Genomic DNA, 12,647 nt, shown 5'->3' on the forward strand with positions numbered 1-12,647 from the left:
GTGCCGGGAATCTCACCGAGGAGGAATTCGCGCTCGAGGACGCCGTCGTCGAGACGCTGCTCAGAAATGAAGCGCATGATCGTGCCTTTCGGGAGCACCGCCGACCGCCCGGCCTACCGGTCAGGCGCCGTACGCCGCCGACAGCTCGGCGAGTGCCTTGCGGCCCGCCGCGCGCAGGCCGGGGGCGGCGCCCCGCGCGGGGTCCAGCAGGACGACGCGGTCCTGGAAGGCGGTGAAGCCCAGGGCGCCCCAGTCGCCGGCGCGCTCGTCGGCCACGACCGCGCAGCAGCCCCGGCCGAGGGTGGCGATGGCCTCCGCGACCAGTGCGGACTCGAGCCCGACGTCCGACCACTCGGTGTCCAGCTCGACGCTCTCCACCAGCAGCAGATCGCCCTCGGAGCCGGAGACCGCGGCCCGGAACGCCTTGCCGTACCCGCCCGTCGCCGGGTCGAAGACGGCCGCGGCGACGCGGGCCGCGGTGTCCCCGAAGTCGTCGGCCGCCCGCGCCGGGCTGTGCCCGTCGGCCGGGCACAGCCGCACCAGCTCCATCCGGCCGATCTCGCCGGCGTCCTCGTCGTCCTCGACGGACCCGGGATGCACCACGGTGACCGTCCACGCCTCCAGCGCGTCGTCGTCGGCCTCGGCCAGCGCGACCCGCTCGAGTTCGTACTCCAACACCAGCAGACCCGGATCGGCGGGCAGCTGCTCGACCGCGGCCGCAGCCGCGCGTACTCGTGCGCTCATGCCCCGCACAACGAGACGAGTCGGGTCAGGGTGTGCGACGCCCGCGCCGATCACCTCTTCAGCCCAGCAGCCCGGAGCCCGAACTGCCCCCGGCGTGACGGCGGCAGCCCACGTGTGTCTATGATGAACGCAAGTTCATGAACCTGCGTTCATACTGGAGGTGGCATGCCGGACATCGAGATCCGGGGGCTGACGAAGACGTTCGGCGCGGTGCACGCCGTCGAGGACCTGTCGTTCACCGCGCCCGCGGGCCAGGTGACGGGCTTCCTCGGCCCCAACGGCGCCGGCAAGACGACCACCCTGCGGGTGCTCCTCGGGCTGGAGCGGGCGACGGCCGGGCAGGCGCTCATCGGCGGCGCGGCCTATCGCGAGCTTCCGCACCCGCGCCGCACGGTCGGAGCCGTACTGGAGGCCGCCGGAGTGCATCCCGGGCGCCGGGGCCGCGCGCATCTGGAGCTGCTCGCCCACGCCGCGGGCCTGCCCAGCCGGCGCGTGGACGAGGTGCTCGCCGCCGTACGACTGGACGGCGAGGCGGCCGGGCGCCGCGCGGGCGGCTACTCGCTGGGCATGCTCCAGCGGCTGGCCGTGGCCGGCGCCCTGCTGGGCGACCCCCAGGTGTTCGTACTCGACGAGCCGACCAACGGGCTCGACCCCGTCGGCGTGCGCTGGCTGCGCGACCTGCTGCGCGAACTGGCCGGTCAGGGCCGCACCGTGCTGGTCTCCAGCCATCTGCTGGCCGAGGTGGCCCAGTACGCCGACCGCGCCGTCGTCATCGCCGGCGGCCGGTTGCGCTACGAGGGCCCCGTGGACGGCCTCACCGCCGACGGCGGCACCCTGGAAGACGCCTTCCTGACACTGGTCGGCCACACCGGGGAGGTGGCCCGCTGATGCGCGTCCTCGTCTCCAACGAGCTCCGCAAACTCGCCTCGGTGCGCAGCACCTGGGTCCTGCTCGGCGCCACCGCGCTGCTCGCCGCGCTGCACGCGGCCGGACTGCTGATCGGCGACCCGGGCGGCGAGCTGGTCACCCAGGCCGGCAAGCAGCGCGTGCTGTTCAGCGCCGGCATGGGATCGGTCCTCGCCCTGGTGCTGGGCGTGCTGATCAGCGCCGGGGAGTTCCGGCACAAGACGATCACCGACACGTATCTGACCACCCCGGCCCGCGGCAGGGTCATGGGCGCCAAACTCCTCACCGGCCTCGGCGTCGGCACGGTCGCCGGGCTGGCCTCGGCCCTGGCCACGCTGGCGGTGAGCGCCCCCTGGCTGAGCGCCCAGGACAAGGCCCTGGCACCGGGCGACGCCTACGTCTGGCAGACCCTCGCGGGCGGCGCCGCCTGGTGCGCCGGGTACGCCGTGATCGGCGTGGCCGTGGGCGCCCTGACCCGTAACCCGGTGCTGGGCATCGTCGGCGCGCTCGCCTGGCTCAACGTCGTGGAGGGCATCATCCGCAGCGCCGCGGGGGAGATCGGCAAGTGGCTGCCCAGTGGCGCCGCGTTCGCCCTCGGCAACGCCGTACAGGACGATCTGCTGTCCCAGGCGGCGGGGGCCGTGCTGCTCGTCGGATACGCCGCAGTGATCGCCGGGCTCGCCGGGCTGATTACACTGCGACGTGATGTCACCTAGACGACCTGCGGTTCTGCGGGAGAGCGGAAGCGATCAGACGCTGCGCGAGCATCTGATCGCCACCGCCGCACGCCTCGTGGCCGAGCGCGGCACGGCCGATCTGACGGTACGGGAGATCGCCCGCGCCGGGCAGGTCGCCGACGGGGTGCTCTACAACCACTTCGACGGCAAGGAAGAACTGCTCGCCCTGGCGCTCAGCGCCCACGTGCACGAGGTGACCGCCGGCGCGAGCGAACCCCCGGTGGCCGGGCAGGGCACGGTGGAGGACAACCTGCGCGCGTTCATCGAGCGCGGGCTGACCGTCCTCGGCCGGCTGGTGCCGGTGTTCGCCGGGCTGCTCGGCCGGCCCAAGGTGCTGACCCGGTTCCACGGCGCCGGCTTCCAGGGGGGCGGGGGCGGCTTCAAGGCCGCCCTCGCTGCCTATCTGCGGGCCGAGCAGGAACTCGGCCGGATCGCGCCCGACGCCAGCCCTGACGCGGCGGCCGCGATGATCATGGGCGCGTGCCACGAGCTGATCCTGCCCCGGCTGTTCCACCCCGGCCCGCAGCAGCTGACCGTGCCGCCCGGGTACGCCGAGGGGATCGTCGCCACCGTGATGCGCGGCATCGCCCCGCCCGCCGACGGGTGATGATCGGTTTCCGGTCAAAGTTGAATCTTCATCGTTCCAGGGCATTGGCGAGGGGGCCAAGGACGCCTAGCGTACGTCGGTATGCCTGATGCCCAGGCGACGGGAGGTGAGCGCGGACCACACGACCACGGGGACCGAACCGGGCGCGGGGGACCGCCCGAGGCCACACGCACCCCGGAGGATCGACCGTGAAACTCCTGCGTACCGCGGCCGCGCTGGGCGCCGCCGCCCTGCTCACCGCGCTGGCGACCGCGCCGGCACCCGCCCAGGACCAGCCGCCGCAGAGCAGACCCAACGGACCCTGGGTGATGCCCACCCAGCACGAATCGCTCGCCGCCATCCGCGACTACCCCCAGCTGATCTCCACCCTCGAACGCCTCGTGGCCTCCGGCCAGGGCGCCGAACTGGGTTACTCGCCCATCCGCTCCAAGGGCGCGAACCGCGGCATCCCCATCGTCACCATCGGCGACGGCCCCCGCGGCATCGTGATCATCGCGAACCAGCACGGCGACGAGTACGTCGTCAGCAACTCCGCCGTCGAGATCATCCGTGCCCTCACCAGCAACGCCGCCCCGGCGAGGGCGATCCGCGACGAACTCACCGTCACGATCATGCCCCGCGTCAACGTCGACGGTTTCGACGCGACACCCGTCGGCGAGCCCTGGCGCCAGAACGTCGACCCCGCCGTCTGCCCGCCCACGCCCTGCCCCGCCTTCTACGCCGAGGGCCGCGGGTACGACATCAACCGCTACCACTCCTACCTCCGCGCCGACCCCAGGGACGACCCCAACACCGGCCCTGTCGGCACCGGTCGCGGCGACAACCCGGTGCCCGAGTCGATGGCCGTGCGTGCGGCGTACGACGCCGCCGGCGGCGCCGACACCGTCGAGGTCGTGATGGACCTGCACCACCAGGGCTCCCCGCTCGACGCCGACGGCGACCTGGTGACCGGCTCCACGCTGTGGCCCAACGCCACCGCGACCGCCGACACGCTGGGCATCCGCCCGCAGTTCGACGACTCCGTCCACCGCTCGAAGCAGGTCGTGTCGACCCTGCTCACCGAACTCGCCCCGTACGGCTACGCCAACTTCTCGCGCTACCCGGGCACCACCCCGCCCGGCATCTCCCGCAACGCCTACGGACTCCTCGGCTCGGCGTCCGTCCTGGTGGAGCTGCGGGGCGTCGGCCAGAAGGCCGCCGGGATGATGGCGCAGACCGGCTACGTCGCGGGCATCTCCGCCGTCCGCGCCCTCGCCAACGGCAGCCTGTACGAGGCGGACCCGGCGATCGCCGAGGCCCTGGTGCTCGCGCCCGACAGCGCATCCCTGCTCGGCAAGTGCCTGGCGGCACGCGAGTACACCCTCGAGAACTACAACTTCTGCCGCGAGAAGGTCGGCCTCGACCCCGTGACCACGCTCCCCCCGCCCGGCGAGGCCGACTTCGACGTCCACGAAGCCGACTCGGAATAGACCCTGACCGGAGGATCGATGAAGCTCGGAACACGACGTACCGCAGCACCGATGAAGCCACGCACACTCGTATCCGCCTGCGCCGCGGCCCTGCTCGGCGCAACGCTGCTCGCCCCGGCCGCCGCCGAGGCGCAGACCAGCCCCAACGCGAACTGCCAGAACCTGCCCGGAAACGTCTCCGACGAGGGCTGGACCAGCCACGAGCAACTGGGCGACCGGCTCGCCGCGATCGAGGCGCGCAGCTCCGGACGGCTCGACGTCTCCGTCATAGGCGAGTCCCGGCGGGGCCGCGACATCTGGGCCGCCCGGGTCGGCACCGGCGACCGCGTCCTGCTCGTCACCAGCGAGATCCACGGCAACGAGAAGACCGGCACCGAGGCCCTGCTCCGCGTACTCCAGGAGCTAGCCACGAGCAACAGCGCCGAAGCCGAGGCGATCCGCGAGGGCATCACGCTCGTCGCCGTACCGAAGTTCAACCCCGACGGCGCGGAGCTCAACCGCCGCCAGAACGACTTCCCCTGGACGGAGGTCGAGCAGGAGTTCCCGCAGCTCGCCGGACAGGAGCCGCCGTTCTACTACAGCACGGGCGCCAAGGGATTCGACGTCAACCGGGACTTCAACGCCCGGCTCGACCTGACGAACCCGCAGCCGTCCGACCTGCCGACGAACGAGACCGAGCCCGGCGCCTACCTCACCAACGAGGGCCAGGCGCTGCGCGACCTGTACGTCGGTCTGCGCGCCGAGTTCGGCGCGGTCGACGCGTACGTCGACCTGCACCACCGCGGCCCCTGCGACCAGCAGAACGACACCGGTCAGTACCCCACCGTCGCGCTGGACTTCCCGCCGCTCGGCTCGGAGGCCCTGGGCAACCCGCGGTACGACGACTGGCCGCTGCTCGACCAGGACAAGTCCCGCCGCTTCGCGCTCGCCGCGGCGCTCGGGATGGCCGACCACGCGGGTTCGTCCGCGACGTCGCCGTTCTCCGGCGGTGCCACCCGGTACGTCCACCAGCAGATCGCCGACGGCTACAGCTTCGACCGCGACTTCGCGGGCCAGGCGCGCTCGGCGTTCGCGCTGAACGGCACCGGCACGGTGCTGTTCGAGGTGCGCGGACAGCAGGACGACTGGGGCCAGAAGGAGAAGGGCCTGCTCGTGTCGGCCGTCGAGGCCGGGGTGGAGGGCATCGCCCAGCGGATGGCCGACGACTCCGTCGACACCCTGAACGGTGACGACTTCTACGGCCTGCCGAAGTACTGGTAGCCGTTGCCGAGACCGTAGTCAGGTTCTCAGCATTCCGGGCGTTTCGGCCCGGAAGGTCCGCCTCGTCACCAGAGCGTCAGAGGCTCGGCGTGAGTACGGTCTCTCGTTTCTGTCTGCCGCTGGTGCGGCAGGGTTGCGCCACCTGCCCGCCCCGCCTGCGCCTTGCGGCGCGGGCGGGTGGCGCGGGTCTTGTGGTCGGCTCCACGAGGCTTCGACACCCGCTTGGGGGCGTCCTGGTCTCCGGCCACTCCGGTACCAGTTGCTGCGGCTGCCGCGAGGGCGGCGAGGTTGAGTGCGGCGTTGTCGTCCCGGTCAATGACCAGGCCGCAGCGATCGCACTGGTAGGTCCGGATGTGCAGCGGCAGCTTGGCTTTCACCGCGCCGCACCCGGAACAGGTCTTGGAGGAGGGGTACCAGCGATCCGCGACCACGAGGCGGGTGGCGTGGCGCTGGCGGGTTTTGTAGTCGAGCTGGCGGCGGATCTCGCCGAATCCGGCGTCGGCGATACGGCGGGCCAGACGCCGGTTCTTCAGCATCCCGGCGACGTTGAGGTCTTCGACCACGATCGTGCCGTACTCGGCCGCAACGCTGGTGGTGAGCTTGTGCAGGGCGTCTTCGCGGAGGTTCGCCACCCGGTGGTGCACGCGGTTGCGTGCGGCGTTGGCCTTCTCCCACCGCTTCGACGGCTTACGTCCGGTGCGCCGGTCGGGGCCCTGGCGCCTGGACACGGTCCGCGAGGTGTGGCGCAGTTGCTTGCGTGCGGCGTCGTAGTGCCCGGGATTCGCGACGGTGCGAATCTCGCCGGTGCTGTCGGCCATGACCGCGAGGGACTTCACCCCGAGGTCGATACCGACGGCCACGTCCGGGCGGGCCACGCGTTCGAGGTCGCGCTCGACCTCGACCTGGAACGAGACGAACCAGCGTCCGCGTTCGTGGCGCACTGTGGCGGAGAGGATCCGCGCCGTGCCCGCGTTCACGCGGTCGAGGAGTTTGACGGTGGGTTCGTGGGTGCGGAGCGCGCCCAGCCGGGGCAGCGTCACATGCCGGCCATCGGCGTCCACGCGGATCGTGCCGGTGGTGAACCGGCAGGACAGACGCGCCTTGCGCTTCGGCTTGAACCGGGGCGCTCCTATGCGCTGGCCGCGCCGCTTGCCGTTCTTGGACTTCGCGTAGTTGTCGAACGCGGTGGCGGCGTTCGCCAGCCCGGTGGAGTACGCCTCCTTGGAGTTCTCCTCCCACCAGGCCGCGAACCTCGGATCGGTGCGCTTGGCCGTGTTGAACGCCTTCCGCAGCGACGGCAGCGACCACGGCCGCCACGGCGTCAGCCTGGCCTCGGGGACGCCGTAGGTCTCCTCCACGCGGCGCTGCCACCACGACGCGGTCACCCAGCCGACAGCCCAGTTGTAGGCCGCGCGGGCGGCCCCGCAGTGCGAGCGCAGCGCGGCCTCTTGCACGGCGTTCGCATCCAGGGCGAACCGGAACGCCTGCACCACGAACCCGGGCTGCGGCTGGAACTTCTTCACTCAGGCGTCCTCGCCGGTCGCCACGGCCACCGCGCGGACGGCACGGTTCTTCGCAGCCCGCCGCCCATACAAGCGCGCGCACATCGAGGTGAGCACCTCCGTGATGTCCCGAACGAGGTCGTCAGCGGTCTCGGTGGGGTCGAGGACGACGAGCCGACGCCCGGACGCCGACAGCGCGGCTTCGAGGTGCTCGACGCCGAAGGGGGCCAGCCGGTCGCGGTGCTCGACCACGATCACCGCCGCCTGCGGGTCGGACAGCACCCGGTGCAGCTTGCGGCGCCGCCCGTCCAACCCCGAACCGACCTCCGTAACCACCTCGGCGACAGCCAGACCGAGCCCGTTCGCGCCGGACACGACCCGAGCGACCTGCCGCTCAAGGTCGGCTTTCCGGTCGGCGGACGAGACACGGCAGTACACCACCACACGCCCTGACGGCTGCACGGCGGCCTCGTCGACCAGCCACGTCCCGGACGGCGCCTGACGGACCGGGACGGGCATCTTCCCGTCCTTCACCCACCGCCAGGCGGTCTGGTAACTCACACCCTGCTGACGAGCCCACTCCGCAAGCTTCACGAGACCAAAATACGCGAGACACACAACTAGATATGACTATGTATGACTAGAACATCTGTAGCAGCTGTCACCCCCCAGGGCTTCACGGGCGGACGGCCAAGGGTGACCGGGCGCAGCCGGACCGTCAGGGGGTGACCGAGCGCAGCCGGGCGACCAGCTCCGCTGCCTCGGCCACCCCGCCGTGCGGCCCGTCCGGCCACTCGTTGACGCGGTCCCACCAGTACTCGCGGGGCGTCCCCGGATACCTCGGCATCAGGTGCAGGTGGAGATGCGGCACCCCGTCCCCGATCACCGCGGCGTACACGTGCTCCGCGCCGGCCTCCTCGCGCAGCGCCCGCGCGGCGTGGGAGGCCCACTGGCCGACGTGGCGGGCCTCGTCGGCGGTGAGGTCGGCGAGGCCGGGGGCGTGGCGCCGGGGCTCGACGAGGAGGTGCCCGAGGTAGACGTCGTCGACGGCCGTGTCACGCGGGTCGATGTGGGTGACGACGGTGAGTTCGTCCGCCCACAGGGGTCCACCGGGCATCGCGTGCCGCAGCCCGCGGTGCTTGTCGCACACGTAGCAGCCCGCCACGGGGCCCGCACTGTCGTCGGCCATCCGCCGATGCTGACGCATCCCCTCGCGTGACGCCAGACCCGGTCAGGCATAATCCGCGCATGGACCGGCGGCTGCTTGCGGCGCACGAACTGGAGGACACCAGCGTCGTAGCCAACAACACCATGAACCGCGAGCGCGGCCTCTCCGGCGTCAACAGCTACACACGCGAGCCGGGCTTCGACCCGCTCGCCCACCTCCGATCGGCCGCCCCGACCCCCGCCTGGCTCGACCTGTGCAGCGGCTCCGGCCACGCCCTGCGCGAGGCGGCGGCGCACCTCCCGCCCGGGGCGTCGCTGACCGGCGTGGACCTGGTCGGCCCGCTCCGGGGCGCTCCGCTCCCGCCGAGCCTCGAACTCCTCACGGCCTCCGTCTCGGACTGGCGCGCGTCGCGGACCTACGACCTGATCACGTGCGTCCACGGCCTCCACTTCCTGGCCGATCCGCTGGGCCTGCTGACCCGCGCGGCAACCTGGCTCACCCCGAACGGCGGCCTTCTTGCGGCGCACTTCGACCCGGCATCCGTCCGCTTCGAGGACGGCGCCCCCGCCGCCCGCCCTGTGCTGGCGTCCCTGCGCGCGGCGGGCTTCACGTACACCCACCGCCACCACCGACTGACCTTGCACGGCCCCGCCACCGTCCGCCTCCCGTTCCGCTCGCTGGGCGCGGACGCGGAAGGGGGCCCGAACTACACGGGCCAGCCGGCGGTGGCGGCGTACTACGCCCGCGCCTGACCGAGCGACCGGACCCCGGCCCGCACCCGCTCCCAGTCGGTCGCCAACCGCCGCCCCCGTACCTGGGGCAGCAGGCCCGCACGCTGCCTCTGCTCGGCCCGCAGCGCGGCCAGGTCGACCTCCACACCCGGCAGCCCACCGGCCGCTTCCAGCGCCGCGACCCGTTCCTCCATCGCCGCCAGGAACTCCCGGTCGAACCGGGTGACCGCCTCGACGAACGCCTCCGTGGGTACGGAGAACCGCAGCGCGGGCGGCCCGGCGAACGCGATGTCCGGATCCGGGTCGTGGCGCCAGTCGGTGCGTACGACGTCGGTCCCGCCGGTGGTGTCGCGCCACCAGCGCAGGGTCGGGGCATTGCGCAGATAGCCGAGGTTCAGGACGTGCCCGCCGTGCCAGTCCAGTGCCGTCAGGACGTCGTCATCCACCTCGTCGCCGTCCAGCTCCGGCAACGCGCCGGAGACGAACGGCAGCAGGTCGCCGGGCACGGGTTCGAGGACCTCCGGCAGCATCGCGAGCAGGTCCTCCCACAGGCGCACGACGTAGTAGTCGACGTACGGCGGACGCCGGGAGTCGGGGCGAGCCCGGAGCGTCGGCTCGGCGTAGCGCAGCAGCTCGTGCTCCTCGGTCTCCACCCAGTAGGCGCCGTCGGACAGACCGAACCAGTGCTGGGTCGCCCGGTCCCGTCCCCAGGGGACCACGTTGGCGAGCGGGGTCAGCGCGAAGCGGAAGCGGATCACCGGCGGAGTCTCGCAGGGCCTCGCACTGAGCTCGCTAGTGCCCCGGCAGTACGCACACCTCGTCCAGGCCCAGCACCCGGTTCAGCCGGCCGAAGGCCAGCCACGAGCCCAGGCACATCGTCAGCTCGACGACCTCCCGTTGGGAGTAGTGGGCCGCCATCCGCGACCAGAAGTCGTCGTCCAGCCCATGGTGGTCGGTGACATAGCGCTCCGCGTACTCCGCCGCCAGGCGCGCCCGCTCGCCCAGGGCAGGCGCCGTACGCCACTCGCGTACCGCGGTCGCAAAGCCGGGCTCGACCTTCTCCCCGTCGCGTTCGGTCCGCCAGTCGAGGCAGAACAGGCAGCCGTTCAGCTGTGCGATCCGCAGGCGTGCCGCCTCGAACTCCCGCAGTCCCAGGGTGGAGTCTGCGTACACGGCTAGGGAGAACGCGGAGGCCGCCGGGCCGATGCCGGGGACCAGCTCGCCCCAGACGTACTCGATCGGGTTGCGTCCCTTGGGGACGTCGATCCGCATCACTGGCGCTTCCCCGAGAGCCTGCCCGCCGCCGGCCGCAGCGGTACGTCCAGCGCGTCGTACAGCCCCGGCTCGGCCGCCGCCAGCCAGTCGACGGCGCCGACGAGGCGGCCGACGGCCGTCGCGTTGCCGCCCGCGGCGCGGTTGTCGCCCTCGTCGTCCGCCTCCACGGTGACCTCGATGCGCGGGCGTCCCTCGACGACGACGCGGTGCGCGCCGGCGCCGTTCGGGGGCTGCGGCCAGTCCGGGGCGCAGGACGGATGGATACGGGTGACGTGCTCGATGACCAGGCGCGGTTCGCCGTCGACGATGCCCTGGACCTCGAAGCGCACGGCGCCCTGCGTGCCGGCGTCGAAGGTGCCCATCGTCCGCGTCGTCACCGTCTCCTCGAGCGCCCGCCGGTCCAGCGTCTCGCGGATGTCGTCCAGTTCGACGCCCAGCGCCCGTGCCATGAGGCGCAGTTGCCCGCCCCACACCATGGTCGGCACGGTCGGCGCGAGCATCGGCGGCTCGTACTCCATCGGCTGGCCCATGCCGACCAGGTACCGTACGGAGTCCGGCTGGTCGTAGGTCGAGTAGTCGAAGACCTCCTGGCAGCGGATGCCGTCCACGGTGCTGCCGAGGCCGCTGACCAGCAGCGGCAGTACGTCGTTGGCCCAGCCCGGGTCCACGCCCGACACGAACAGCGAGCCCCCGCCCTCGGCGACGGCGGCCAGCACCGCGTCGCGCATCTCGGCGGGCGCGCTCACCGGGTCGTACAGCGCGTACAGCGCCGGCGTGACCACCACGCACCCCGACCGCACCGCCCGTACGACGTCGGCCAGCGCCTCGTCGGGCCGGATGTCGCCGGACGCCGCGTACACCAGCGCCCGCGGCCGGGCCGCCAGCACCGCGTCCACGTCACCGGTCGCCGGTACGCCCAGCTCCCGGTCCAGGCCGCCGAGTTCACCGGCGTCGCGGCCCACCTTGGCCGGGTCGTGCACCAGCACGCCCGCCAGCTCCAGCGCGGGATGCGCCACGACGGCGCGGATGGCGGCGCGCCCGACGTTCCCCGTTCCCCACACCACGGTCGCAATCATGCGCGGAGGGTAGCGGGCGGCATCGCAGGTTCCCAGAGCCGTGCAACGGTCCGTGGGTCCGATCGCGGGCGGCTACGCCGACTCCCGCCGCACCAGCCGCGTCCGGGTCACCACCGACACCGCCCCGGGCACCCCCGCCGAGCCACGCGGCCGGTCGAGCAGCAGGCGCACCATCAGTCGGCCCATCTCCTCGATGTCCTGCCGTACGGTCGTCAGCGGCGGCTCGCACGACTCGGCGACCTCCCGCATATCGTCGAAGCCCACGACGGCCACGTCCTGCGGCACCCGCCGCCCCGCCGCCCGCAGGGCGCGCAGCGCACCGGACGCCATCAGGTCGGACGCCGCGAACACGGCGTCCAGCGCGGGCTCGCGCTCCAGCAGCCGGGCCATCGCCCGCTCGCCCCCGGCGGCGCTGAAGCCGCCCTCCTCGATGAGCGCCGGAGGGGCGTCGAAGAGCACGTCGCGGTATCCGGCGAGCCGGTCGAGCGACGCCGTCTGGTCCATCGGCCCGCAGATGTGCGCGATACGCCGCCGGCCCAGCTCCACCAGATGCCGTACGGCCTCGCGGGCACCGCCGCGGTTGTCGCAGTCCACGTAGCGCACCGCGCGGTCGCCCTCCGCGCCCGCCCACCCGGGCCGGCCGCCGAAGACCGTGGGGACGCCGAGCCGGCGGGTGATGCCCGGCAGCGGATCGTCGTTGTGCAGGGAGAACACCAGCGCCCCGTCGACGTGGCCGCCGGCCAGATAGCGGCCCACCCGCTCGTAGTCGCCGGTGTCCTCGACCAGCAGCAGCACCAACTGCGCGTCGTGCGCGGAGAGCTCCTTGCCGATGCCGCGCAGCTGCTTGGCGAAGAACGGGTCCGTGAACACCCGCGTCTCCGGCTCCGCGACGACGACGGCGACGGCGTCGTGGCGTCGCGTCACCAGGGTGCGGGCCGCCTGGTTGGGGACGTAGCCGAGTTCGTCGACCGCCGCGCGCACCCGGGCGGCCACCTCGTCCCGTACCCCCGCCGTGCCGTTGACCACGCGGGAGACCGTGGCCCGGGACACCCCGGCGTGGGCGGCGACGGCCTCCAGGGTGGGGCGGCGGACGGGCACGGCGGGCGCTCCCTCCTGCGGAGGTCCGCAGAACACGGCGAAGTGGGCAACAGCGTATCCGTGCGGGCGCCCGC

General features: G+C 72.8%; 14 protein-coding genes and 1 pseudogene. 6 read left to right on the forward strand and 9 right to left on the reverse strand.

Annotation, left to right across the window (positions count from 1 at the left end):
• Together AB0M28_RS29205 and AB0M28_RS29210 are read right to left on the reverse strand one after the other, a co-directional pair.
• Positions 1 to 77, reverse strand: a pseudogene (locus tag AB0M28_RS29205) (alpha/beta hydrolase); the annotation flags it as partial.
• A gap of 43 nt (positions 78 to 120) precedes the next feature.
• On the reverse strand, positions 121 to 744 hold the full coding sequence (locus AB0M28_RS29210) for a hypothetical protein (RefSeq protein ID WP_365411417.1): 624 nt from the start codon (positions 742 to 744) through the stop codon (positions 121 to 123).
• 165 nt (positions 745 to 909) lie between these two features.
• Here AB0M28_RS29210 and AB0M28_RS29215 point away from each other — a divergent pair, with 165 nt between their 5' ends.
• The 5 genes from AB0M28_RS29215 to AB0M28_RS29235 all read left to right on the forward strand — a co-directional run bounded on the left by AB0M28_RS29215 (position 910) and on the right by AB0M28_RS29235 (position 5,723).
• Positions 910 to 1,632, forward strand: a complete 723-nt coding sequence (locus tag AB0M28_RS29215; RefSeq protein ID WP_365411420.1) for an ATP-binding cassette domain-containing protein — start codon at positions 910 to 912, stop codon at positions 1,630 to 1,632.
• Positions 1,632 to 2,366, forward strand: a complete 735-nt coding sequence (locus AB0M28_RS29220) for a hypothetical protein (RefSeq protein WP_365411423.1) — start codon at positions 1,632 to 1,634, stop codon at positions 2,364 to 2,366. Before AB0M28_RS29215 ends, AB0M28_RS29220 begins: the two co-directional genes overlap by 1 nt.
• Positions 2,356 to 2,994 (forward strand): helix-turn-helix domain-containing protein, encoded by a 639-nt coding sequence (locus AB0M28_RS29225; RefSeq protein WP_365411426.1) that lies wholly within the window; start codon positions 2,356 to 2,358, stop codon positions 2,992 to 2,994. Before AB0M28_RS29220 ends, AB0M28_RS29225 begins: the two co-directional genes overlap by 11 nt.
• Positions 2,995 to 3,182: 188 nt before the next feature.
• Positions 3,183 to 4,463: a M14 family zinc carboxypeptidase gene (locus tag AB0M28_RS29230; RefSeq protein ID WP_365411429.1), complete on the forward strand. Its 1,281-nt coding sequence runs from the start codon at positions 3,183 to 3,185 to the stop codon at positions 4,461 to 4,463.
• 51 nt (positions 4,464 to 4,514) lie between these two features.
• Positions 4,515 to 5,723 carry a M14 family zinc carboxypeptidase gene (locus AB0M28_RS29235; protein WP_365411432.1) on the forward strand — a complete coding sequence of 403 codons (1,209 nt, stop codon included), beginning with the start codon at positions 4,515 to 4,517 and terminating at the stop codon, positions 5,721 to 5,723.
• Positions 5,724 to 5,788: 65 nt separating this feature from the next.
• Here the strand turns inward: AB0M28_RS29235 and tnpB are convergent, their stop codons facing one another.
• The 3 genes from tnpB to AB0M28_RS29250 all read right to left on the reverse strand — a co-directional run bounded on the left by tnpB (position 5,789) and on the right by AB0M28_RS29250 (position 8,414).
• Entirely contained in the window at positions 5,789 to 7,246 is a 1,458-nt protein-coding gene (gene tnpB / locus AB0M28_RS29240) for an IS607 family element RNA-guided endonuclease TnpB (protein ID WP_365411435.1), read from the reverse strand.
• A complete protein-coding gene (locus AB0M28_RS29245; protein WP_365411438.1) occupies positions 7,247 to 7,819 on the reverse strand; it encodes an IS607 family transposase in 573 nt (190 codons plus the stop codon).
• Between the two features lie 124 nt (positions 7,820 to 7,943).
• Entirely contained in the window at positions 7,944 to 8,414 is a 471-nt protein-coding gene (locus AB0M28_RS29250; RefSeq protein ID WP_365411441.1) for an HIT family protein, read from the reverse strand.
• Between the two features lie 59 nt (positions 8,415 to 8,473).
• Between AB0M28_RS29250 and AB0M28_RS29255 the strand changes: the two genes are divergently transcribed.
• The gene (locus AB0M28_RS29255) at positions 8,474 to 9,145 is read left to right on the forward strand and encodes a methyltransferase domain-containing protein (protein ID WP_365411444.1); all 672 of its coding nucleotides are present in this window, start codon (positions 8,474 to 8,476) and stop codon (positions 9,143 to 9,145) included.
• Here the strand turns inward: AB0M28_RS29255 and AB0M28_RS29260 are convergent.
• The 4 genes from AB0M28_RS29260 to AB0M28_RS29275 form a co-directional block, all read right to left on the reverse strand.
• Entirely contained in the window at positions 9,130 to 9,882 is a 753-nt protein-coding gene (locus AB0M28_RS29260) for a DUF5984 family protein (RefSeq protein WP_365411447.1), read from the reverse strand. The two genes, AB0M28_RS29255 and AB0M28_RS29260, sit on opposite strands and share 16 nt — an antisense overlap.
• 34 nt (positions 9,883 to 9,916) lie before the next feature.
• Positions 9,917 to 10,396 (reverse strand): carboxymuconolactone decarboxylase family protein, encoded by a 480-nt coding sequence (locus AB0M28_RS29265; RefSeq protein ID WP_365411450.1) that lies wholly within the window; start codon positions 10,394 to 10,396, stop codon positions 9,917 to 9,919.
• Entirely contained in the window at positions 10,396 to 11,475 is a 1,080-nt protein-coding gene (locus tag AB0M28_RS29270) for a dihydrodipicolinate reductase (RefSeq protein WP_365411453.1), read from the reverse strand. The genes AB0M28_RS29265 and AB0M28_RS29270 overlap by 1 nt, the downstream gene beginning before the upstream one ends.
• Positions 11,476 to 11,547: 72 nt before the next feature.
• The gene (locus AB0M28_RS29275) at positions 11,548 to 12,573 is read right to left on the reverse strand and encodes a LacI family DNA-binding transcriptional regulator (protein ID WP_365411456.1); all 1,026 of its coding nucleotides are present in this window, start codon (positions 12,571 to 12,573) and stop codon (positions 11,548 to 11,550) included.
• Positions 12,574 to 12,647: the final 74 nt, after the last annotated feature.

The sequence above is a fragment of the Streptomyces sp. NPDC051940 genome, assembly GCF_040680895.1.
Classification (GTDB): Bacteria; Actinomycetota; Actinomycetes; order Streptomycetales; family Streptomycetaceae; genus Streptomyces.

Coding starts and splice junctions, on each gene's coding strand:
- AB0M28_RS29210 (WP_365411417.1), bottom strand. CDS start 744: ATGAGCGCACGAGTACGCGCGGCTGCGGCCGCGGTCGAGCAGCTGCCC.
- AB0M28_RS29215 (WP_365411420.1), top strand. CDS start 910: ATGCCGGACATCGAGATCCGGGGGCTGACGAAGACGTTCGGCGCGGTG.
- AB0M28_RS29220 (WP_365411423.1), top strand. CDS start 1,632: ATGCGCGTCCTCGTCTCCAACGAGCTCCGCAAACTCGCCTCGGTGCGC.
- AB0M28_RS29225 (WP_365411426.1), top strand. CDS start 2,356: ATGTCACCTAGACGACCTGCGGTTCTGCGGGAGAGCGGAAGCGATCAG.
- AB0M28_RS29235 (WP_365411432.1), top strand. CDS start 4,515: ATGAAGCCACGCACACTCGTATCCGCCTGCGCCGCGGCCCTGCTCGGC.
- AB0M28_RS29250 (WP_365411441.1), bottom strand. CDS start 8,414: ATGGCCGACGACAGTGCGGGCCCCGTGGCGGGCTGCTACGTGTGCGAC.
- AB0M28_RS29255 (WP_365411444.1), top strand. CDS start 8,474: ATGGACCGGCGGCTGCTTGCGGCGCACGAACTGGAGGACACCAGCGTC.
- AB0M28_RS29265 (WP_365411450.1), bottom strand. CDS start 10,396: ATGCGGATCGACGTCCCCAAGGGACGCAACCCGATCGAGTACGTCTGG.
- AB0M28_RS29270 (WP_365411453.1), bottom strand. CDS start 11,475: ATGATTGCGACCGTGGTGTGGGGAACGGGGAACGTCGGGCGCGCCGCC.